Source organism: Marinimicrobium alkaliphilum, assembly GCF_003259155.1.
Taxonomy (GTDB): Bacteria; Pseudomonadota; Gammaproteobacteria; order Pseudomonadales; family Cellvibrionaceae; genus Marinimicrobium_A; species Marinimicrobium_A alkaliphilum.
The window spans coordinates 151,609-174,083 of record NZ_QGMQ01000004.1 but is presented as its reverse complement, the minus strand read 5'-3'; the positions used below and the strand labels follow the sequence as shown (position 1 = coordinate 174,083).

The 22,475-nt window shown below is 57.4% G+C and carries 20 protein-coding genes; 11 read left to right on the top strand and 9 right to left on the bottom strand.

Going from position 1 to position 22,475, the window contains the following annotated elements:
- Window positions 1–2: 2 nt before the first annotated feature.
- From DKW72_RS08125 to DKW72_RS08110, 4 genes are all read right to left on the bottom strand, one after another.
- Window positions 3–725, bottom strand: a complete 723-nt coding sequence (locus DKW72_RS08125; RefSeq protein ID WP_111641853.1) for an ABC transporter ATP-binding protein — start codon at window positions 723–725, stop codon at window positions 3–5.
- Between the two features lie 30 nt (window positions 726–755).
- Window positions 756–1,988, bottom strand: coding sequence for an efflux RND transporter periplasmic adaptor subunit (locus tag DKW72_RS08120; RefSeq protein ID WP_456298942.1), 1,233 nt, complete (start codon window positions 1,986–1,988; stop codon window positions 756–758).
- A gap of 154 nt (window positions 1,989–2,142) precedes the next feature.
- Entirely contained in the window at window positions 2,143–2,730 is a 588-nt protein-coding gene (locus DKW72_RS08115) for a gluconate 2-dehydrogenase subunit 3 family protein (protein ID WP_111641851.1), read from the bottom strand.
- Between the two features lies 1 nt (window position 2,731).
- On the bottom strand, window positions 2,732–4,438 hold the full coding sequence (locus tag DKW72_RS08110) for a GMC oxidoreductase (protein WP_111641850.1): 1,707 nt from the start codon (window positions 4,436–4,438) through the stop codon (window positions 2,732–2,734).
- A 481-nt stretch (window positions 4,439–4,919) separates the two neighbouring features.
- Here DKW72_RS08110 and DKW72_RS08105 point away from each other — a divergent pair, with 481 nt between their 5' ends.
- Entirely contained in the window at window positions 4,920–5,666 is a 747-nt protein-coding gene (locus DKW72_RS08105) for a ThuA domain-containing protein (RefSeq protein WP_111641849.1), read from the top strand.
- A gap of 350 nt (window positions 5,667–6,016) precedes the next feature.
- On the opposite strand, the gene DKW72_RS16690 is transcribed toward DKW72_RS08105, so the two are convergent.
- Together DKW72_RS16690 and DKW72_RS08095 are read right to left on the bottom strand one after the other, a co-directional pair.
- Complete coding sequence (locus tag DKW72_RS16690; RefSeq protein WP_111641848.1) at window positions 6,017–7,078, bottom strand: glycoside hydrolase family 11 protein; 1,062 nt, start codon at window positions 7,076–7,078, stop codon at window positions 6,017–6,019.
- A gap of 230 nt (window positions 7,079–7,308) precedes the next feature.
- Window positions 7,309–8,040: an AraC family transcriptional regulator gene (locus DKW72_RS08095; protein WP_157960435.1), complete on the bottom strand. Its 732-nt coding sequence runs from the start codon at window positions 8,038–8,040 to the stop codon at window positions 7,309–7,311.
- A gap of 103 nt (window positions 8,041–8,143) precedes the next feature.
- On the opposite strand from DKW72_RS08095, the gene DKW72_RS08090 reads away from it, so the two are divergent.
- From DKW72_RS08090 to DKW72_RS08045, 10 genes are all read left to right on the top strand, one after another.
- Window positions 8,144–8,995: a sugar phosphate isomerase/epimerase family protein gene (locus DKW72_RS08090; RefSeq protein WP_111641846.1), complete on the top strand. Its 852-nt coding sequence runs from the start codon at window positions 8,144–8,146 to the stop codon at window positions 8,993–8,995.
- Between the two features lie 42 nt (window positions 8,996–9,037).
- Window positions 9,038–10,177, top strand: a complete 1,140-nt coding sequence (locus DKW72_RS08085) for a Gfo/Idh/MocA family protein (RefSeq protein ID WP_111641845.1) — start codon at window positions 9,038–9,040, stop codon at window positions 10,175–10,177.
- A gap of 136 nt (window positions 10,178–10,313) precedes the next feature.
- Window positions 10,314–13,889, top strand: a complete 3,576-nt coding sequence (locus DKW72_RS08080; RefSeq protein WP_111641844.1) for a PVC-type heme-binding CxxCH protein — start codon at window positions 10,314–10,316, stop codon at window positions 13,887–13,889.
- Window positions 13,890–14,027: 138 nt separating this feature from the next.
- A complete protein-coding gene (gene msrP / locus DKW72_RS08075) occupies window positions 14,028–15,035 on the top strand; it encodes a protein-methionine-sulfoxide reductase catalytic subunit MsrP (RefSeq protein WP_111641843.1) in 1,008 nt (335 codons plus the stop codon).
- Window positions 15,036–15,080: 45 nt separating this feature from the next.
- Window positions 15,081–15,647, top strand: a complete 567-nt coding sequence (locus DKW72_RS08070) for a protein-methionine-sulfoxide reductase heme-binding subunit MsrQ (protein ID WP_232522354.1) — start codon at window positions 15,081–15,083, stop codon at window positions 15,645–15,647.
- 180 nt (window positions 15,648–15,827) lie between these two features.
- Window positions 15,828–16,370, top strand: coding sequence for a PRC-barrel domain-containing protein (locus DKW72_RS08065; protein WP_111641841.1), 543 nt, complete (start codon window positions 15,828–15,830; stop codon window positions 16,368–16,370).
- Window positions 16,371–16,556: 186 nt separating this feature from the next.
- The gene (locus DKW72_RS08060; RefSeq protein ID WP_111641840.1) at window positions 16,557–16,730 is read left to right on the top strand and encodes a CsbD family protein; all 174 of its coding nucleotides are present in this window, start codon (window positions 16,557–16,559) and stop codon (window positions 16,728–16,730) included.
- A gap of 16 nt (window positions 16,731–16,746) precedes the next feature.
- Window positions 16,747–16,962, top strand: coding sequence for a DUF3185 family protein (locus tag DKW72_RS08055; protein WP_111641839.1), 216 nt, complete (start codon window positions 16,747–16,749; stop codon window positions 16,960–16,962).
- A gap of 14 nt (window positions 16,963–16,976) precedes the next feature.
- A complete protein-coding gene (locus tag DKW72_RS08050) occupies window positions 16,977–18,164 on the top strand; it encodes an AI-2E family transporter (RefSeq protein ID WP_111641838.1) in 1,188 nt (395 codons plus the stop codon).
- The gene (locus DKW72_RS08045) at window positions 18,161–18,589 is read left to right on the top strand and encodes a hypothetical protein (RefSeq protein WP_111641837.1); all 429 of its coding nucleotides are present in this window, start codon (window positions 18,161–18,163) and stop codon (window positions 18,587–18,589) included. The genes DKW72_RS08050 and DKW72_RS08045 overlap by 4 nt, the downstream gene beginning before the upstream one ends.
- 25 nt (window positions 18,590–18,614) lie before the next feature.
- Here DKW72_RS08045 and DKW72_RS08040 read toward each other — a convergent pair whose 3' ends face one another.
- The 3 genes from DKW72_RS08040 to DKW72_RS08025 all read right to left on the bottom strand — a co-directional run bounded on the left by DKW72_RS08040 (window position 18,615) and on the right by DKW72_RS08025 (window position 22,439).
- Complete coding sequence (locus DKW72_RS08040) at window positions 18,615–21,164, bottom strand: chemotaxis protein CheB (RefSeq protein ID WP_198411276.1); 2,550 nt, start codon at window positions 21,162–21,164, stop codon at window positions 18,615–18,617.
- 36 nt (window positions 21,165–21,200) lie between these two features.
- Window positions 21,201–21,800: a PAS domain-containing protein gene (locus DKW72_RS08035; protein ID WP_111641836.1), complete on the bottom strand. Its 600-nt coding sequence runs from the start codon at window positions 21,798–21,800 to the stop codon at window positions 21,201–21,203.
- 372 nt (window positions 21,801–22,172) lie between these two features.
- Window positions 22,173–22,439: a DUF883 family protein gene (locus DKW72_RS08025; protein ID WP_111641835.1), complete on the bottom strand. Its 267-nt coding sequence runs from the start codon at window positions 22,437–22,439 to the stop codon at window positions 22,173–22,175.
- Window positions 22,440–22,475 lie beyond the last annotated feature (36 nt).

Below are 22,475 nucleotides of genomic sequence, written 5' to 3'. Positions count from 1 at the left end.
GATCAGGCGTCCTTGATCAGCGCACCTTTATCCAGGTGCAAAGTCCTCTGAGCATACTCGGCGGCACGCGGATCGTGAGTCACCATGACAATGGTTTTGCCTTGCTCGCGATTCAGGGTTTTCAAGAGTTCAAGAATTTCATCGGCGGTGGTGCGATCCAGGTCACCCGTGGGTTCATCGCACAGTAGCAGGTCCGGGTCAGAGACAATGGCGCGGGCGATGGCGACCCGCTGCTCCTGCCCGCCGGATAATTCTCCGGGGCGGTGTTTGGCCCGGTCTTTCAGGCCCACCAATGTCAGTGCCGCTTCAACATGTTGACGGCGCTTTTTCGCGGACAATTTGGTGAGTAGCAGCGGTAGTTCCACATTGCGCGCTGCCGTGAGCACCGGCATGAGGTTGTAGAACTGGAAGATAAAACCCACATGGGGTGCGCGCCAGCGGGTCAGCTGGCTGGCGCTGAAGCGGTCGATACGATCGCCGGCAATTTTCAACGATCCACTGGTGGGGCTGTCCAACCCGCCGAGCAGGTTGAGCAGGGTGGTTTTGCCCGAGCCGGAGGGACCCATCAAGGCCAGGAAATCGCCGCGCTTGATGGTCATGTTCAATCCGGACAGTACCGGTACCGTTTCCTTACCTTTGCGGTAACTTTTGCCGATGTCGTTCAACTCTACCAACAGTTCGTTTTCGTTGACTGACGGCGCCACCGCCTGATTTGCTTGAGACATACGCATACTCCCTCATTCTGTCTGTGGTGTTTATTGGAAGGTCACGGCCACTCCGTCGTCGAGCTCGGGCGGTGGCGCCAATACATAGCGGTCTCCGGGGGAGAGCCCGGAGGTGACCCAGAATTCGTGTTCATTGCGCGCCTCCACCTCAACGGCCCGGCGCCGGGCCTTGTTGTCTTCCAGGGTGTAAACCATCGAACGACCATCGCTCCGGTGCACGGCGCTGCGGGGAACTACGATATCCCGACGCGCCTGCACCGATGACTCCTCGGCCTCTGAGCGACTTTCGAGAAACGCGACCTTGACGCCCATTTGCGGCAGTATGCGTGGGTCCAGTTCATCAAAACCCACCCGTACCCGCACGGTGGCTCGCTGTCGGTCAGCGGTAGGTACGATGGCGATGACTTGCGCGGGAATACGCCAATTGGGATAGGCCTCCAGCGTTGCCAGGACCGGCTGACCCGCTTGGACCCGCTGAATGTAGCTCTCGTTGACGTCCACCTCGATCTCCAGCGACTCCATATCCACGAGGCTGCAGATGCCGGTGCGGGTAAAGCCGCCGCCGGCGGATACCGGTGAAATCATTTCACCGGGTTGCGCGTCTTTGGAGATCACCACGCCGGTGAAAGGCGCCCGCAGTATCAGATCATCCAGGTGCTGCTCTTGCAGTTCCACCCGGCGCTGGGCGCTGAGAAGTTGTGCCTCGCGGGCCAGTTGTTGCGCTCGCAGCGATTGCACATTGCTCTGGGCGACATCCAACTCGGATTCACTCAGCAGTTCGCGCCGGTGCAACTCGCCGACCCGCTCGAGCACCCGTTCGGCCTCGCTCAGGCGGGCGCGGGTTTCTTCCAGTTGCGCCTCGGCCATGGCCAGGCCCGCCTGTTCCAGCGCCAACAATTTGCGGTCGTTAACATCGTCCAGGCGGGCGACGACCTGACCTTTTTCCACGCGCATGCCTTCCTCTACCAACACCTCTTCCACTTTCGCGGTGACTTTGGAGGACACCGTGGCATAGCGGCGGGCCACCACATAACCAGTGGCATCGAGCACACTTTGATGGGGCGTCTGATTGTCGGGGTTGTGTGTCCGGGCGATGGCAGTTTCGACCAATAGCGGTTCGGAGCGGGTTACAGCCCAGAGGATGGCTGCGCTGATCAGCAACAGGAGGCAAAGTCCGAAGATCCAGGGCCATTTGCTGGCGCCGGGTTCATCATCACTTCGATCAATACGCAGTTGTGAAAGCAGTTCGCTTTTATTATCCATGTTGTCCTTTACGGGGCCGATGGTCGGGAAACCGTTGGATGCCCAGACAACTCCACAACAGGGCGCCGGATAGTGTGGCACCGCTCAGGCGTCAGTACAATAAGAAAATACGCGCAAAATGTAACACTTTGTAGCCGGCCGAAGCCGGCCTTAGTCACAGGCTCCAGCTATTCCCCACTCGAGAGAGCGGAATACAGCCTTTCTGCTCGCCCGGCACCAGATCGTATGACAGCACATGTTTGCCAATGTATTCGGAGCTGAAATACCCCCAGATCGCCAGGGACTTGAGCTGGCGATAAAAACCGACGGGCTTCTGTTCGCCGATGGTGCCGCCCCAGATCTGGGGGTTGTAAGTGCCGGATTCGCGCTCTTCCTGTTTCAGCATCTGTTGGCGTTGTTCTTGATCCAGGTTGGCGAAGGTGTCTTCAAATCGTTCCAGACTGCGCGCGTTGAACGCATCAATAGCCCGCCGCAGACCGTCTTGTTCGGCGGGCGGCATCAACTGGGCGATAACCTGTTCAATAAACCCATTCACATTGAGGTCTTTGGCGCCAGGTGTGTCGGTGGCCGGCAAGATGGTGTCCACCAGTTCAGCAATGGTATTGGCCTGCTCGCTGTTCAGGGGACTGAGTGCGTCGTCCTTCTGATTGCTGCAGGCGCTGAGAACTGACATCAACGCCGGCGCCGATAGCGCGACACCGCCAAGAAAAAGGGTTTGTCTGATAGCTTCTCGTCGGTTCATATCACAGGTTCCCCTTCTTAAGTTCCGCGACAGCGTGATTGGCGGCCCGGGCGGTAATGGCCATATAGGTCAGTGAGGGATTGACGCAGGAGGATGAGGTCATGCAGGCGCCATCGGTGACAAACACGTTGGGCGCGGCGTGGACCTGGTTGGTGCCGTTCAGCACTGACGTGTCGGGATCGCGCCCCATGCGGGCCGTGCCCATTTCGTGCACGCCGTGGCCGGGGACATGCTCATTGTCAAAGTCCACAATGTCCTTGAAGCCCAGGGTTTCGAGCATCTCGGCCGCATCGGCGCGGATCTGCCGGTTGATCGCTTTCTCGTTGTCCTTGAACTCACAATCGATATTCAGCACCGGCAGCCCCCAGGCATCGCGGGTCGCGTGGTCCAGGCTCACTTTGTTGTCGTGGTAGGGCAGGCATTCGCCAAAGCCGGTGATAAAAAAGCGCCAATCGCCAGGGGTGAACAGGCTGTCTTTAAAGTCGGCGCCGAACGCTGGCTGATTGGTGCCGGCGGACCAGTTCTCCCGGTAGGCGCCGCCCTGGTAACCGAAGCCACGTAAAAACTTGTCGGTGGCGGTTGCCTCATCGAGATTGACGTAGCGGGGGATATAAATGCCGTTGGGTCGGCGCCCCGAGTAGTACTGATCCTCAAAACCGTCAAAGCGGCCCATGGCGCCCACGCGGTAGGTGTGGTCCATCAGGTTGTGGCCCAGCTCGCCGCTGTCGTTGCCCAGGCCGTTGGGGAAGCGCTCCGAGGTTGAGTGCAATAATATCTGTGTGCTGCTCAGGGCCGAGGCATTGCTGAAGATGATGCGGGCCTTGTACTCAATAACCTCGTGCGTTTCTGCATCAATCACTCGGACACCGGTGGCCTTGCCCTGGCTGTCGTCGTAGATGATCGAGTGGACGATAGAGTGGGGGCGTAGCGTAAGATTACCCGTGGCGCCGGCTGCGGGTAGGGTCACGGCGTTGCTGCTGAAGTAAGCGCCAAAGGGACAGCCGCGATCGCAGCGGTTAAAAAACTGACAGGGGCCTCGGCCGTTAAGGGCTTTTGTGGCATGGGCTACACGGCCAATGGTGAGGTAGCGGCCCGGGTACTGTTTCTCTAGCCGTTTCTTCACGTGCTTTTCGACGCAGTTCAATTCCATCGGGGGCAGGAACTGACTGTCCGGCAAGTGCGGCAGCCCCAAAGGCTCCCCGCTGATACCCGCGAAGGTTTCTACATAGTCGTACCAGGGCTCAAGATCCCGGTAGCGGATCGGCCAGTCCACACCGTAGCCGTCTTTGGCATTGGCTTCAAAGTCCAGGTCGCTCCAGCGATAGGTCTGCCGCCCCCACACCAGTGAACGTCCGCCCATCTGATGGCTTCTGACCCAGGTGAAGGGTTTGGTTTCGGTATAGGGGTTGGCACGATCGTCCGCAAAAAAATGTTTGTTGGTTTCGCCCACGAAACCGGCGCGGGCTGTGTACTTGTGTTTCTCCCGATCTTCGGGTCTCAATGCCCCGCGAAGCGCCATGTCCCAAGGATCATCGAAGGAGGTGGGGTAGTCCTTCTGGTGTTCGACGACGCGGCCCCGCTCGAGCACCAGGGTTTTCAGTCCGCCTTCACATAACTCTTTGGCTGCCCAGCCGCCACTGATACCGGAACCAATGACAATGGCGTCGTAAGTTATTGCCTTGTCGGCGCGAATATTTAAATAGGACATAGGTGTTATGGTTATCCGAATTTAATATTTATATGAACATTAAAAATACTCTGACAGTCGAGTCGATGTCAAACAGGGAGAATTGATATCAACCCGCGTGTTGTTGAAGAGAAACCGTAGTTGTCAGCGAATTAACCTTTCTGATCCGGCTCTAGCACGGGATCGGGAGGCCTCTGGGGGGCGGATTACGCTCTGCGGGCTAATTCGACCGACGTGAACAGCGCCGTTGCTGCACGGATTGTGATTGTCATTTCTTGCGTGGCTGGGAGCGTTGGTATAGGCTATCGGAGAAAATCATACAAATACAAGAAGATAACGGGATCAACACTAGGAACACCGTCTGGTGAAGGCAAGCGGAATGGCTCAGCGAGTCTGGATTGGACGGATGTGGCCCGTTGAATCATTGCTATGTTGTCTGATCGTCGTTGTTTATATTTATTTCAATTAACAGTCTGTACATATATTTATACTGAGATGACTTATGAGTTACGCCGATAAACTGTTCCACTTAAAAACCCCTCTACTGATATCACTCTTGCTTTCGGCAGTGTTGTTCCTTGCGGCATGCAGTCCGAGTAGCACAGAGTCTACAGCGGATAAATCACCCGAGGTGCTGATCTTCAGCGGTGGAGAGTGGCACGATTTTGAACGTTGGTTTGTGGAAGAGGATTCAAAAATAATGACAGACGCGGGTGCCAATGTCCGCTCTACCAATGATCCGAATGACGTGCTTCCGGCGCTTTCTGACATCGATATTTTGAATATCAATACCAATCAGGCAATCGATATTCCGGAATTTCCCGATAGAATTATTGAATTTGTTGAGGAAGGAAACAGCCTTTTCCTGGTACACGCAGCAAGTTGGTATATCTGGGACTGGCCGGAGTACTACAAAAACCTGATTGGCGGTGGGACCTCAAGCCACGGTCCGCTGGGTGAGTTCGAAGTCTATGTTACCGATACTGAGCACCCACTGATGGCGGGCGTTCCTGAACGTTTTAGGATTACAGATGAGCTTTACCGTTTTCAGAGAAACGAAGAAGGTTCTGATATGCATGTGTTGGCGGTCGGCATCGAACCCGACACCGGTGATGAATACCCTGTGAAATGGACGGTTGATTACGGTGATGGCCGAGTCGTGGTCACAACCCTGGGGCACGACGGCGATGCCCATCAGCACGAAGCTTTTGTGACCTTTATGCAAAATACTGTTAGATGGTTACACTGAGAGCCCTTGAAGCTATAGCCAGCTGAAAAATTGAGGTCGAAATACCAGAGAAGCGCCCGAATCCGGGGGCTGGATGATCGTGGGTTATTTGGTGTTTAGGGCTAGGCTCGGGTGCCTCAGGTGTCGGATTACGCCTGCGGCTAATCCGACCTACGCGTACAGAGGAGCTTCGGTTTGTATTGGGGTGCCTCAGGTGTCGGATTACGCCTGCGGCTAATCCGACCTACGCGCACAGAGGAGCTTCGGTTTGTATTGGGGTGCCTCAGGTGTCGGATTACGCCTGCGGCTAATCCGACCTACTTGCACATGGTAAGGCCCCGCTGCGGAAGCAGCGGGGCTTTTTTTGCGGTTTACATGTCACCAAAGCCGAGGATGCCGTCGCAATGCATCCACATGGTGAAGGAACCGCCGCCGCACTCACCGTCCCAGGCGCTGGTGTTGTAGCTCTGGTCGGCGCCGTAGCGGGTGTCGCCGTTGATGATGACGTATTCAACGCGGGCTTCGTAGCCTTGGCCCTGATCGTTGAACAATTCAACATTGACGTCACCGGAAGCGCTGGTGGTCACGGTATAGTCCTGCCAGCTGCTGGACAGGCTCAGGGTCTCCACGGTGCTGCCGCCGACGTTGACGCGTAGCTGCTCGTTGCCTGAGGTGCCTACGGCACGCACCACGATGGTGTTGTCGCCACCACCGCCACCGGCATTACCGTTGCCGCCGCCGTTGCTGCCGCCGCCACTACCGCCTTCCCAGACGGTGACGTTGGAGCTGCCGCTGCTCTCCCAGCCTTCGGTCGCCATCACCTGGTAATCGTGCGAACCCAGTTGCCAGCCCTGGTTGGCCCAGGCGTTGACGTGGTTCTGGAAGGTGATGGTGTTGTTCTGGCCTTGCGGGCGCTTGGACGTGCGCACACTCCAGTATTGGTAGAAGGTCGCGGTACCTTCAATGGAAGGCTGCTGGACCCGTTCGGTGCGGTACAGGTCGTAGGTGCCGCCGTCACTGGTGACGGTGCCTACCGATGTACCACCCGGCGGACGCCAGTTGCCCCAGCTATCGACCACGTAATACTCGATCAGCGGGTTCCGGGACCAGCCGTAGAGTGCCAGGTAAGAGTTACCCTGAGGGTCGTAGGTGCCAGCGTTGTAGCTGATGACCCGGTTGCTGGTGCCAGTGGCCCAGCCCTTGCCGCCGACAAAATTGCCGGTGTTGGACCAGGTGTAGCTGTAGTTGCCATCGCTACCGAGCGTCATGCAGGCGGACCCTATCCCATCAGACCAATGGGTGAAGTAGTAACCGTCATGAGTGCCGGTTTGGTTGGCGCAGTGTTGTTGGGCATTGACCGCCGAGGACAGCATTAAGGCGGCTAGAGTCACAAAAAGTGACCGAGCCCAGCTCAGGTTTAGTTTCAATCGCATTATTATTCTCCGGTTTGTCAGACTCTCGTCTGTCGGATATGAGTTTTGGTTTGCCAGTATGACAAACCCTCGTACACCGTTGCCCGGCCAACCGCATCATAGCCGGGCAGGCCGAACCCTAGAAAAACGGCATCATATTGTCAAGGTGTATATAAGCTTATAGTCTAATATGATATAAGATGGCGTTTAGCATATTGCGTTAACTTGCTAAACGGGGAACCGGTTCACATTTAGGCGGTTGCGTGTTTTTTCCGGTAGGCGAGGGGAGTGACGCCCAGCATCCGCTTGAAGTGGCGCACAAAACTACTATGATCGTAAAAACCGCAGTCCAGGGCCACCTCGGAAATGGGTGCCCGGGTAGTGCGCAGGTGTTCGCAGGCGATCAGGATACGCAGGCGAATGATGTACTCTCGTGGGCTGGCGCGAAAGGTCTCTACAAACCGGCGCTCCAGCTGGCGCAGAGAGAAGCCAAAATGCTCGGCAATTTCAGGGATATTCAGGCGTTCGGCATAGTGGGCGCGGATATATTCCACGACCTTGAACACCGGGCGCTGGGGATGGTCATGCATGCGCTCATAGCTCTGTACAATGCCACACAGGCCCATCACCTCGCCTTTGCGGTCGATTAAAGGCACTTTATGGGTGATACACCACTCGGGCAGTCCCTCTCGGGTGGGAAACAGCTCAATCAGGTCGTGCAATGGCTCGGCGGTGCTGAATACCGTGGCGTCGTCGCGGCGAAATTTTTCTACCATATACAAAGGGAAGAGGGTGTCGTCCCGGCGGCCGTAAAGCTCTTTGGCCGAGGGGCAGCCACACCGCTCGGCAAAGGCCTGGTTGCCAGTCATGATATGGCCTTGGCGGTCTTTGACAAAATAGAGCACGTTGGGCATGTACTCAAAGAGCAGCCCTGCAGAGTGCCTGGGGTCGAGTTCAGAGAGCCATGCGTTTAGTGGATTCATGTCGAAATAGTACAATTTTTTTACGACAAGGTACAAGCACTTCGCGCCGGGTGCGTCTACTATACTGAGGGACTATAAGACGAACCTATAAAGGAGATAATAGATGCAATTTGGTGCCAGCACCTGGCTATGGACATCGCCTTTCACCAGCGACCAAGTGGAATTGCTGCAGAAGATCGCCGATATGGGCTATGACTTCGTGGAAATTCCGGTAGAAGACCCCGATCACATCAATGCCGACAAGCTCCTTCCGGTGCTCAAAGACCTGGGCCTGAAGGCCGTTGTCTGCACCGCCGTGGTGGGCGATCGGGACCTGAGTACCGACGATCCGGGCATTCGCCGCCGTGCGATGGGTTATTTCGAGGACTGTCTGCAACTTGCCGAGGGCCTGGAGTCCGGCGTTCTGGTGGGTCCGATGAACGCACCGGTCGCCAAGGCCCGCCTGGGTACCGAGGCGTTGCGCCAGGCTGAGTGGGAACGCTCAGCCGCTGCCCTCGGTGAGCTGTCGGAGCGCGCGGGTAAGCACGGCATTCGCCTGGGCCTTGAGCCGCTCAATCGTTTCGAAACCGACATGATCTGCACCGTCGAGGATGCGCAGCGTATGCTGGCCTCGGTTGGCAGTCCCCATCTTGGCATTGCACTGGATAGCTTCCATATGAATATTGAAGAGACCAACTTTTGCGAAGCGGTGAAACTGGCCGGTGATCAGCTGGTACATGTACAGGTATCTGACAGCCACCGGGGTGTGCCCGGCGATGGTAACAGTGACTGGGCAGGCTTGCGCGAAGGTCTGCGCGCAGTGGGCTACGACGGCATGCTGTCCATCGAAAGCTTCTCCCCCGACGCCTCCAGCCTGGCCGATGCGGTATGCATCTGGCGTCGCTTTGCACCCAATCAAGATGAATTTGCCCGCCGGGGGCTGGCGTTCCTGCGCCACTGGTGGTCTCAGGTTTAACCCGAAACTTTACGAATATTCCTGACGAGGAGGAATCGACTCATGGCTAATAATGACAAATTGCGAGTAGGACTGGTTGGACTGGGCTTTGGTGCCGAGTTTATTCCCATTTATCAAGCTCACCCGAACGCGGAAGTGACTGCGCTGTGCCAGCGCAACGAAAAGAGCCTGAATGAGCTGGCGGACAAGTTCGATGTGCCCGCCGGTGGCCGCTATACCTCCTACGAGGATATGCTGGCTGACCCGAATGTCGACGCGATTCACATCAATACGCCCATCGGTGACCACGCCAAGCACAGCCTGATGGCCCTGGAGGCCGGAAAACACGTGGCCTGTACCGTGCCCATGGCCACCAGCGTGGAAGATTGTGAGCGCATCGTCAAGGCCACCAAGGCCAGCGGCAAGGTCTACATGATGATGGAAACCGTGGTCTACAGCCGCGAGTACCTGTTTGTGAAAGAGATGTATGACCGTGGTGATCTGGGCCGGATTCAATTCCTGCAAGCCAGCCACCAGCAGGATATGGACGGCTGGCCCAGCTACTGGGAAGGTATGCCGCCCATGCATTACGCCACTCACTGCGTAGGCCCGGTTCTGGGGCTGCAGCGCAAGCTGGCGAGCCAGGTTCAGTGCATCGGTTCGGGCAAAATCCGCGACGAATTTGCCAAAATCTACGGCTCGCCTTTCGCCATTGAGTCTTGCCATATCCAGATCAAAGACTCGGATGTGGGTGCCCGCATCTACCGTTCGCTTTACGACACCGCGCGCCAGTACCGCGAGAGCTTTGATGTTTACGGCTCCGAGAAGTCCTACGAGTGGCCGCTGGTTGAGGGCGAAGACCCGGTCATGCACACCCGTGGCAAGCCTGAGCCGGACGTACCCGAGAAAGTCAAAGTGCCTGATTACGCACACCTGCTGCCGAAAGAGATCCAGTCTTTCACCGGCCAGGGGGTTTATGACGAAGAGCACGAGCACCTGAGCTTTACCCAGGGCGGTGGCCACGGCGGCTCGCACCCACACTTGGTACACAATTTCATCCGCGCGGTACTGGAGGGCTATAACGCCTACCCGAACGCCGTGGAATCTGCCAATATCACCTGTGTGGGTATTCTTGCGCACGAATCGGCACTGGCCGGTGGTGAAGTGAAAAAAATGCCAGCGTTTACGCTTGAGAATTCGTAAATTCCGGCAAGCTGTTTTGTTCCTGGCGTTAGTGCACCCTGGTCGGTGTGGCAATCCAGGACTAGACCATAAAAAAATTATTCTATGAGAAGCCGGCCTGATCGCAGGCCGGCAAGGTGAGATAAGCGATAATACGATGAATACATCCAAATTGAACTGGACCGCTTGGCGGTCACGGCTATCTGCTTTGGTGTTATCTGCTGCGCTGGTGCCCCTCGTGGGCTGCTCCAGTGGCGACGACAGTGCATCAACAGCGCGGGATTCACGGGCAGATCGGGATAGAGACGGGGTGATCAACCTGCTCTTTATCGGTCACGGCCACCGACAGACGGAGGGCGGGTATCACCTCTCTTACGCCAATGCGCCACTGTTCAATCAGGCGCTCGGGCGCGAAAAGATCTTTATGGAGTATGAAGAGGATCTTGAGCGTTTGACGGAAGAGGAGCTGGCCAATTTCGATGCGGTCATGATGTACGCCAATTACAACGAGTTGGGCGATCGCGAAGCGTTGTTGGAACGCTACGTTGAAGGCGGCGGCGCCTTTATCCCGGTGCACAGCGCCAGTGCCTGCTTCGAGTGCTCCGAGACCTACGTCAATCTGGTAGGTGCGCGCTTCCAGAGCCATGGTGACGGTTACTTTACTGCGACCATTGCGCCAGATCAGCGCAACCACCCGATCATGGACGGTTTCGAAGAATTTGAAACCTGGGATGAAACCTATGTTCACAGCGACCACAACGAAGAGGGCCGCACGGTACTGATGTACCGTGAGGACGAGCCCTGGACCTGGGTGCGTGAGCAGGGCCACGGCCGTGTGTTCTATACCGCTTACGGTCACGATCAGCGCACCTGGGGGCAGCCGGCGTTCCACGATCTGTTGATTCGCGGCATCCTGTGGGCGGTGGGTGACGACATTCGCGACGCCAATCGGGCGTTGGTCGCCACCTTGCCCGAAGGTGTGTACCGCGATGCCGGCACCATTCCCAACTATCGCCGCGTTGAGCCCGGTCCGCAGTATCAGGAAGCCTTCAGTGCGGAAGATTCTATGGCCCTGAGCATGGTGCCGGAAGGTTTTGAACTGCAACTGTTTGTGAGCGAGCCGGATATCGTCAATCCGATGGCCTTCACCTGGGACGAAAAAGGTCGCCTGTTTGTCGTGGAGTCGGTGGATTATCCCCACGATATGGTCGCGGATGGTGAGGGCAATGACCGCATCACCATGTGTGAAGACACCAGCGGTAACGGCCGTGCTGATCGTTGCGAAGTCTTTGCCGATGGCTTGAGTATTCCCACGGGCATCATGCCGCTCAACGGCGGTTTTGTGGTTGCCCAAGCGCCTCACTTTCTGTTCCTGAAAGACACCACGGGCGACGGTAAAGCCGATGTGCGGGAAGTACTCAATACCGGCTGGGGTACTTATGACACCCACGCAGGGCCGTCTAACCTGCTTTACGGTCACGATAACCGGCTGTGGGGCGTGGTGGGCTATTCCGCAACGCCGGAAGATGAAGATGGGGATTCGTTCCAGAACGGTGTCTATCGCATGAACCTTGATGGCAGTCACATCGAGGCGGTTGGGCAGTTCAGCAACAACACCTGGGGGCTTGCCTTTAGCGAAGACTTTGAAGTGTTCGGCTCTACGGCGAACAACGCGCCCATCTTTCATGTCCCACTCTGGCGCAATTATGTGTACGGCAAACACGACGAAGTGCCGCCGCGCATGTCCGCACAGATTGAGGAATTTCCGCACGTCTTTCCGTCCACGTACAACTTCCTGCAAGTGGATCATCACGGCCGCTATACCGCTGGCGCCGGCCTGGATATCTACACGGCTCGCGCCTGGCCCGAGACCTTCTGGAATCGGGGCGCCTTTATCGGTGAGCCCACCGCGCATCTGCTCGGTCAGTTCTTTATCGATGCCGAGGACGGCAGCGTTGGCTATAACGCGAAGAACCGCGGGTCGATTCTGACCAGTACCGATGAGTGGTTGTCACCGGTGCATATGGAAGTGGGCCCGGATGGTCACTTATGGATTGCCGATTGGTATAACTTCATCATTCAGCACAACCCCATCCCGACCGAGGAGTCGGCCGGGTTTGCGGCGGAAGCGGGTGAAGGGAATGCCCACATCAACCCGCTGCGCGACCGCGAACGCGGCCGTATTTATCGCCTGGTGGCCAAAGATGCGCCCGAGTCCCCGTCGTTGGACCTGACGGATGCCGATACCGATACCCTGGTGCAAACCCTGTCCAACGACAACATGTTCTGGCGCAAAACCGCACAGCGGCTGCTGGTGACTGAAGAGCGCACCGATGCCATTCCGGCGTTGCGCGCCATTCTGACCGGTGCTCCGCAGCGCGATGCGCTGGGGTTGGATGTGGCCTCGATTCACGCCATTTGGACCTTGCATGGCCTGGGCGCCTTTACCGCCACTGCAGATGAGGCGCTGGACGCCGTGCGCAGTGCGTTGGATCATCCTTCGGGTTCCACACGCAAAAATGCGGTTCAGGCTCTGGTTGAGAGCGGTGCCCCTGCCGACTTGCAGTTGGCCGCTCAATCCCTGGAGGACGACGATCCCCGTGCGCGCTTGTGGGCGGTGTTGGCCTACGCGGAGCAAGCGCCTTCGGCTGACGCCGGCGAAGCACTGGTACGCCAGCGCACCGCACTGCCGGTGGATGAGTGGACTGCTCAGGCGTTCACACTGGCTGCGCTGACACATGACAGCCACTATTGGCAGGTGCTGACCGATGCCGACTTTGAGGTGGAGGGCAGCTTCCTCGAGCACTTCGAAAACCTGGAGCAGACACCGGAGTACTTGTTGGCCCGGCGCTTCCTGGTGGCGGATGCGGATGACCTGACCGCGACCCTGGAAGCGTGGGAAGGCCTGCCGGTGCAGCGCCTGGGCTTGATGACCGTGGCCGCGCTGGACGTTTGGCGCGAGCGCGGTACCGAGCCAAGCGCGTCTGAGCTGGCAGCACTTCAGGCCCTGGTCGATGAGCTGGACAGCGACGCCCAGATGGCACTGAAGTTGCGCGCAGCCGGTCTGGAGCTGAGCTTTGCCCGGGTCGATGAAGCGGCTTATGCCGAGTATCACGCCCAGCATGTATTTGAGCCACAGGTGTGGGAATGGGGTCGGGTATCCGACGGTCAGGCCCTCTACCGGCAGCATTGCGCCGGTTGTCACGGCGGTGACGCCGAGGGCGATCGCGGCCAGGCCGCACCACCTTTGGCGGGGATGGAAAACTGGTATGTTCAGACCCAGTTACAGAAGTTCTATGCGGGTGTACGCGGTACCCATTTCCGCGACCCGGACGGGATCTCCATGCGGGCGGCTTTGGCGTTTATTGACGTTGAGCCACAATCCGAGCGGCCGATGTCGCACCTTGGGCACTACCTGAGCAGTCTGGAGCCGATTGAACAGGCGGCTACTGTTGAAGGCAACGCCGACGTGGGCGCGCAACACTACGCCACCTGTGCCTCTTGTCACGGTGCTCAGGGGCAAGGCAATCGCGATCTGGAAGCCCCGGCACTGGCGGGCCAGGCGGATTGGTACTTGCTGACCCAACTGCGCAACTACCGCTCTGGTGCCCGGGGTGGCGATCCGCGCGACCCCCGCGGTCAGGAAATGGCGACCTTTGCCAATATCCTGCCTGACGACCAGGCATTGCGCGATGTTGTGGCTTACATTCGCTCCCTGGAGGGTGAAGACTGAGTCGACAGTGACTCACGCAGCTCGAAGAGCGGGGTCGGCGTCATGCCGATCCCGTTTTTTTGATCCAAAGCTCAGCTAGCGCGTAAGAAACTTAAGGGCCTTACAATGGGTCTGAGAACGACTACGCGAGGGCACCCCATGCTGATCAAGACCCGTACCGACATTCCTGCGTCTGAAATCACCCCCGAGCCGGTGTACCGGGCCCGCCGGGACTTTATGCGCGGCGCGATGAGCGCTGCCGCGTTGGGCCTGGGCGCGATCGCGGCACCGCCGTTATTTGCGGCGCCTGCGCATGTTGCCCGGGGCGAGGGGAGGGGACCCGACTGGTTGCGCGCGCAGATAGCCGCAGCCGATGAAAATACCCGGGCGCTGGGCGAGACGCTCACACCCTTCGAGCATGTGACGAGCTACAACAACTTCTATGAATTTGGGCAGGGTAAGACCGACCCGGCCGACAAGGCCGACGCCTTGACAACGGACCCCTGGTCCGTCGAGATTGCCGGCGAGGTGGCCAAGCCCGGCGTGTATCCGCTAGAGGATGTCCTCAAGGGGATGGACCTGGAGGAGCGCGTCTACCGCTTGCGTTGTGTCGAAGCCTGGTCAATGGTGATCCCCTGGATAGGCTTCCCGCTGGCCGCGTTGTTGCAACGGGTAGAGCCGACCAGCAAGGCGAAGTATGTCGCGTTTGAAACGCTCGTGCGACCGGCGGAGATGCCCGCCCAGCGCAGCCGTTTCAGTACCATCGATTGGCCTTATCGGGAAGGTTTGCGGCTGGATGAGGCCATGCATCCGCTTACGCTCATGGCAGTAGGTTTGTACGGTAAAACGCTGCCCAATCAGAACGGCGCACCCCTGCGGCTTGTGGTGCCGTGGAAGTACGGTTTCAAAAGTATCAAATCGATCGTCAAGATCGTGCTGACCGAACGAGAACCGAAAACCACCTGGAATATGATGCAACCGCGAGAGTACGGCTTCTATGCCAACGTCAACCCTGAGGTGGACCATCCGCGCTGGAGTCAAGCCAGCGAGCGGCGCCTGCCCAGCGGTCTGTTTCGCCCCAACATCATTCCCACTCGCCTGTTCAATGGCTACGCCGAGGAAGTGGCGCACCTGTACAAGGGGATGGATCTGACTCGTTACTATTAAATGGTCACACTCGTTTCCATACCGGTTTTATGGCGCCGTTGGCTAGTGTTTCTGGTTGGCGTGGTGCCGCTGTTGTGGATTACCTATCGCACCGTCACCCATCAGTTGGGCGCAGACCCCGCACAAACCATCGTTCTTTTTCTGGGCGAATGGGCGCTGTATTTTCTCTTCGCGTCTCTGGCCGTTACGCCCATTCGGCGTTTGGTGCGCTGGCGCCACGTGCACTTTCGTTGGCTACAGACACACAGGCGGATGCTGGGCTTGTTCTGTCTTTTTTACGTGCTCCTGCACATCACCGCCTACCTGGTATTTATCCTCGGCCTGGACTTTGCGCGTTTTGGTCAACAACTGGTCGAGCGTCCGTACATTCTTGTCACCATGCCCGCGGTGGTATTGCTGATTGCCCTTGGGGTTACTTCCACCCAGGGCATGATGCGCCGCCTTGGCAAACGCTGGCTCACACTCCACAAAAGCATCTATCTGGTTGCGCTACTCGCCTGGGTGCATGTATTCATGCAGGTGCGCTCCAGTTATGTTGACGCCGTTCTGTACGGGGTGATCATTTTGCTGCTTTTGGCGCCGCGCGTGATCTGGTGGTGGCGGAAGCATTAGTGCGTCAGCGAACCGACTAAGTACCTTCCTAAGCGTACCGTTAGAGCTTCATCCTGAACGGCATATCCCAAGGCGATTCAGTTGAGTTCCGGGTAATTCTGCCGGGAATAAAATGCTCTGATGAAGCGGTTGGACAGGGCCCGCTGTCTGTTCAGCAAACGCAACTAGCAGGAGATTCATATGAAGAAGCTACAATCATTGGCGTTCTACGCATTGGTTACGCCCATCATTACCCTGAGTGCAGCCTCTGTGCTTGCTCAGGAATCCACTGGCCCAGGCACTAAACATGAAACGCAAAGTGGCCAGTATAACCAAAGCGATCAGCGTAACCAGAGTGACCAACGTACAGGCCGCTCTGATCAGTCTGACTCCAAATCGGCGTCAGATCGTTTGCAAGAGCGAGGCCAGTCTCGCATGCAGGGTCAGAACTATATGAGCGCTGCGCCTGCAAACAGCAGACTGGCAAGTGATATGATCGGTACTGACCTCCGAACCAGTGATGATGAAGATCTGGGCTCGGTGGATGACCTGATCATTAACGATGATGGCCAAGTTGTCGCGGTTATCATTGGCGTCGGAGGCTTCCTCGGCATTGGTGAAAAAGACGTCGCCATCAGCTGGGACAAGATTACAAGGACAGGCACTCATGACGACCGGCAGTTGCGAGTTGACGTAACCCGTCAAGATTTACGCTCCGCGCCGGAGTTTGAAAACCGGGATTGAATTCCGGGTTTCTGAATACGGTGAAATGGATAGACGGCAGGGGCGAAAGCTCCTGCCGTTTGTTTTTTCAGGTCGGGCAGAATAAGCCGGGGCGCTGGACTACGTTAGGCAACGCACAGACCTGGGGTGAAGACTGGATTATCGTGGAACTTCACCCAAACAGCACGGTCATCTGGAGGCAGTGTCATGAACAAGCATCAGGTTGAAGGTACTAAGAAAGAAGTGAAAGGAAAAACCAAAGAGGTTGCCGGTAAGGTGACCGATGACAAAGGCAAAGAGTACAAGGGAAAAGCCGAGAAACATATCGGCAAAGGTCAAGCCAAGGTGGGTGATATGAACGACAGTGACGCGAAAAAGTGATCGAAAGGAGATTGATATGCCGATTAACAGAGTGATGGCTCTTATACTGCTTGTTGTAGGCGCTGTTTTGCTATACTTCGCCTACCAGTCGTCCCAAAGCGTGGGGGATCAGGTGTCAGAGGCCTTTACCGGTCGTTTCACCGAATCTACCACTTGGCTCGTGATTTTGGGTGCGGCCTCTGCGGCGGCCGGTGTTGGGATGCTGCTGTTTGGTAAATCCTCAGCTAACTAGCGCAGGAGCCCGCAATGCCCCACGACGTCGAGGAACCTCGGGTTGTCGGGGACGCGGCTGCCGAGAACGACCCTGCGGCACCGCGTCCGGACAGGCGACTGTTCAATGCCTTTGAGCTTCGCCTGTTTCGCTGTACCGCCGTTCTGTTGTCCCTGGTTACACTGACCGCTCTGATCGTGATCGTCGTATGGTCATTGGGGTGGGTACTGAGTACGTTCTACAACCTCCTCCTGTCACTGTCTCTCGCCGGTATTCTGGCCCTGGTGCTCTACCCGGTGGTCGAGTTTCTCCACTGTCGACTCCGCTTTCCGCGCTTGCTGGCGATCCTGGTAATACTGCTGGTCTTCTTTGCGAGTTTTGGCGGTTTAATCGTCCTTCTCGTGCCCACTGTGATCAGCCAGGCGGGGCAATTGATGACGGTGTTACCCGAGACGCTGGCAAACTGGCAGGAGCGTTTTTCTTTTACATTTCCCCAGCTCAGTGCCATGATTGAGAGCAGAATGGAGAGCAACAATGGCGGAGAAGAGTCATCGTCAGTCCTGGGAGACTCGGGAAAAACCATCGTCTCCTATCTCGGACTTTTGGCGGCCATGAGTTTTGTCCCCCTGTTTCTGTTCTTTGCACTGCTTTCCGGGGGAGCGCTTCGTGGATACGCATCTGAGCTGCTTTCCATTTTTCAGGAGCGCACTCGAAAGAAAGTGCTGTACTTCATGGATGTATTCGTAGGCTATGTTACCGCCTTCTTTCAGGGGCAATTGATCATCGCCATGTGCATGGGGGCCTTATACGCCCTGTGCTTTACAGTGATCGGGCTGGAGTTTGGCGTTCTTGCGGGCCTGGTGTTGGGGTTACTGAACATTGTCCCGTTTCTGGGCACCTTGATTGGTTTGCTGGTCATCCTGCCCATGGCCTATCTACAGGAGGATGGCGGCGGCGTGCAGCTGCTGATGCTGGCGCTTTTGGCGTTTGCGGTCGTGCAGCTGATTGAAAGCTGGCTGTTGACACCGAAGATCATGGCCAACCACTCAGGCTTGCATCCTGCGCTGGTGGTGATTTCCCTGTTCTTCTGGGGGACGGCACTGGGCGGCATTATCGGGATGGTACTCGCGGTGCCCTTGACGGCGTTCTTTGTTGCCATCTGGAGCGAGATCAAGTCCAGCCTGGAACACGCACTGAGCAACCAGCAGGATCTCACTTTATGAACGAAACAGATTCCTCTGAGAAAACAACGGAAGCGGCTGATGACACCTGGAGCATCGCCCGGATCCTGAGGGCCATGTCCGCTGACATAGCACGCTTGATCGTGGTGGAAGCCAAGTTATTCGGGCACACAGTCCTGGTGATGATCGGACTCACGGTGGTTATTTCGATGCTGCTGGTGGGTGGTTGGCTGTTTGCCGGAGCGGCGGCGGTGATGGCATTGGCCAGCCTTCAGGCCTTCAGTGTGATGGGGGCTCTGCTGACCGTTGCGTTGGTGAATATGGTGCTTGCGGCTCTGGTCTTCTGGCGACTCAGGTGCGTCATGCGGGACCTCAGGTTCCGCAATAGCCGCTCAAGTGTCAACACCCTGGTCATTCTTGCTCGCTCGCTTGTGGGTGCGGTTAAACCGCACCCTGAAGAGAAGTGAGCACGTCAGCGCACCGGTCTTATCGTCAAGCATCCAGATCCTTGCGTAAGGCCTGTTCCAGCTCCTTGGTTTCGGTGATGTCGAGCAGGGTGATCACAACCCCGTCAATGACGTTGTCCAATCGCCGATAGGGCATGATCCTTACCGTGAACCAGCGGCCGTCGGTGGTCGTGATCTGTTTTTCCGAGAATGCCAGGGTGCTCAGCGTGTTGAGGGCATCGTCGTGAAGGTCCGGGTATTGCAGGCAGGTGGTGAGATCAGTGAGGGGGCGGCCGATATCGCCTTCGCGGATGCTGATGATTTTTTGTGCCCGGTCGGTGAAACGCCGAAGATTCAGATTCTGGTCGAGAAACAGAATGGCGATCTCGATGCTGTTGAGTAAGTTACTCATGTCGCTTTGGGCGAGGGCGAGATCATCGAGCTTGGTCTGCATTTCAGCGTTGATGGTTTGCAGCTCTTCGTTCATGGACTGCATTTCTTCTTTTGAGGTGGTCAGCTCTTCGTTGGTTGACTGCAGCTCTTCATTGGTTGATTGCAGCTCCTCGTTGGCTGACTGCAGTTCCTCCCGGGATGCCCGGTTTTCCTCCCGCAATAACTGAATTTCATCCTGGCACTGTTGCAGCTCTGCGGCATGAGCCTTTTGGGTGGCCGTTTTGGGTGTGTCTTTCTTGCCTTCGGGACCGACACGGGGAGGGGCGACATCCCTGAACACGATCATCTTCATGCCGCGCAGGTTATTGGGCTCACGGAGCGCCTGTACGATGACGTCGACACTCTGCGTGGCGCCCCCAGGCAGTTGTACCTGCAGGCCTTGAAGATGAACCGGTTCGCTTTGATCCACAGCCTGGCGTAGGGCACTGCCGATGGGTGAGCGCAGGCCTTCACGCACCATGGCGTGAAAATTCCAATTGGCCTTGCCCGCAGCAGGTTCCAGGTATTTTCCCGTGCGCCCGCTGATATAGACGATATCCCCCTCATCATTGACCACCACGGCGGCGGGAGAATACACCTGCAGCAGTACCTGGTCTGCGGCCGATTGCAGGTTGTCCGTTGTCTCGGGGGGTGAGTTGCTGGGGGGCACAGGAAGCTCCTTGGCTATCCATGATAGAGGTGGAAACGACTTTACCGGCAGCCGGGAGTCGCGAATCTGGGCATTGTCCTGGCGCCGATACAGTCGCAATTTGGACTGAATAGGCGCAAAAAGCTGGGTATAGCGCCCGACCGTCTCTGAACTCCCCAGCAACAGGACACCGCCCGCGCGCAGGCTGTAGTGAAACAGGGGAATGAGTCGGCGTTGCAGACTTTGATCAAAGTAAATCAGCAAGTTGCGGCAGGATATCAGATCAAGCCGGGTAAAGGGGGGGTCGAGTACCACATCCTGCTGGGCAAACAACACCAGATCGCGGATCTCACTGCTGATCTGGTAGCCATCGTCATGGGCACTGAAAAAACGCGCCAGGCGCTCTGGCGAGACGCTGTTGCTGATGTCCAGGGGGTAGTGGCCGCGGCGCGCCGTGGCGATCGCGTCGGGGCTCAGGTCGGAGGCGAAGATCTGTAGGGTAAAGTCGTGGGCGTGGGGCAGTTTTTCCAGCGCCTCAACGAACACGATGGCCAGGGAGTAGGCTTCCTCGCCGGTTGAGCATCCCACCACCCAGGCACGCAGGTGCGGCTCCATGGGCTGTCGTGCCAGCAGGTCGGGCAGGGTGCTTTCCGCGAGCTGCTGCCACACCTGGGCGTCGCGAAAAAAGCGGGTCACGCCGATAAGCACTTCTTTGAACAGCAGGTCGATTTCCTGCGGGTTGCGCTCGAGAAAATCCGCATACCCCGTCAAGCTGGCGATTTCGTGAATCGCCATACGGCGTTCTATGCGGCGTTGCAAGGTGCTGGGTTTGTAGAGTGAAAAGTCGTGGCGAGTACGCTCCTGCAGTAGACGGAGAATACGCTCTAAAGGCGTAGACTCTTCATCAGGCTCGACCGAAACCTCATCCGGCGTGTCATCCGGGGGGGGCTCCTGGGCCAGGCATGCCAGTATGCGGGACGGCAGGTCGCCGGGCGGTCCAGTGATATCAGCGCAGTCTGCGGCGATGGCGCTCTTGGGCATGGCGTCGAACTGCGCCGTGTCCGGTTGCTGCACGGCCGTGAGTCCGCCTACGGCCTTTATGGCCTGTAATCCCAGGGTTCCGTCGGAGCCCATGCCTGACAGTACCACCCCTATGGCCTGCCTGCCCTGGGCGCTGGCGAGCGAGGAGAACAATACGTTGATGGGCAGACGCATACCGCGGGGTTCCATGGGCTTGGCAAGCTTCAGCAAACCGTCGGCAACCGTCAGCTCCTTGTTCGGCGGGATTACATAGACGCAGTCAGGTTCGATGGCCATACCCTGGGTTGCTTCGCGCACCGGCATGACCGTGGCGCGCTGGAGTAGCTCCGGGAGCAGCGCCTTATGGGTGGGATCGAGATGCTGTACCACCACATAAGCCATCTGGCTGTGGGGCGGAATTCGGGCGAGAAACTGTTCCAGCGGAGCCAGGCCACCGGCAGAGGCGCCGATCCCCAAGATACGTGTCGTCGTCAAAGTAAAGCTTCCATGGGGTAAAACGGGCGTCCGGTGTTACTCGGCATCCACGCACTCGCGGACAACCAACAAAATATGCGTGCGCTCTGGCGAGAGGCTGGCCACGAATTGCATGTGCCGGGAGCCTTCTGGCCCGTCGGTCTCGACGATACAGGCATCGCGGGTGCCGCTGCGTACGACTTCCGCCAGCATGCCTACCAACTGTGGCCGGCTTCGCGTGCGCAGGAGTGTATCGATGGGATCCCCCTCAATGCTCTCTCGATCAAGGTCAAAAAGTTCTGCGGCGGCAAAATTAGCCTGAATAACATCGCCGTCGAGATTGACGAGAAAATAGCCAAAGGGCGCGGCGTCGAATAGGGTTTGGTAAAGGCTCAAATCCTCGGCCAGTGCGCGCTCATTGGCGGCAATTTCCTCGTTCTGAACATCGAGTTCAACCTGGTGAACCTGCAGTTCGTGAAGCAGCTTGAGGGCGTCATCGGCATTGTCAGGGTGGCTGGACAGGCGGTGGAGCAGGCGCAGGGCATCAACGCCCAACGACCAGTCGCCTCTTATGCGTGGTGCGCTCGACTGTAACTGCGCTTCAGCCTTGCTTCGCAGCTTTGTGTAGACATTGAATTCATCGACGGTGGTGACCATACAAACTCCAAGCTTGTTCTCAGAATATCGTTCCCATAGTAGCTTATCGTGACCGGGATTAGTATGGGGATCTCGGCTGTTTTGGGACAAGCTCAGTTTCGTTTCCGCTAAGTTATCGCGTGTCTGACGATACGGGTTTCACCTGGTTTACCAAGCTGGTCAGCACGCCATAAGCGCAGTAGATGCTGGATATCGACAGCCGCCCGGCCAATAGCCCACAGACAAAGGCAGCGGGCAGTGCGGCTGGATTGCGGACCAGGGCCCGCAACGGTTTCCTCAGGAGGTCGACACGCCGGCGAATGAGCCACGTACGACGATCAATTCGACCCCGCAAGTGCGCGGCCTCCTGTTTCAATTGCGTACGACGAGACACTAGGTTCGACGTCTCAGTGCAGTCACCAAGGCACCTGCGGCAAAGGCGATACCCAAGGCCATCAGGGGGTTTTCATGTACAAAGACGGTGACTGAACTCACGGTTTTTTCTGAGTATTCCTTCGCTTTGTGGCTGACATCCTCGGCCTCATGACGAATCCGCTCTTCGGCTTTGGCGGCGGTCTCGGCGATGTGATCAACCGATTTGTGGACGCGTTCAGAGAGGTGGTCGGTGGTGGCGTGGTCACTACTGGCTGCTTTACTCATGATATTCCCCGTTGCTGTGGTGAGACACGGGTGGGG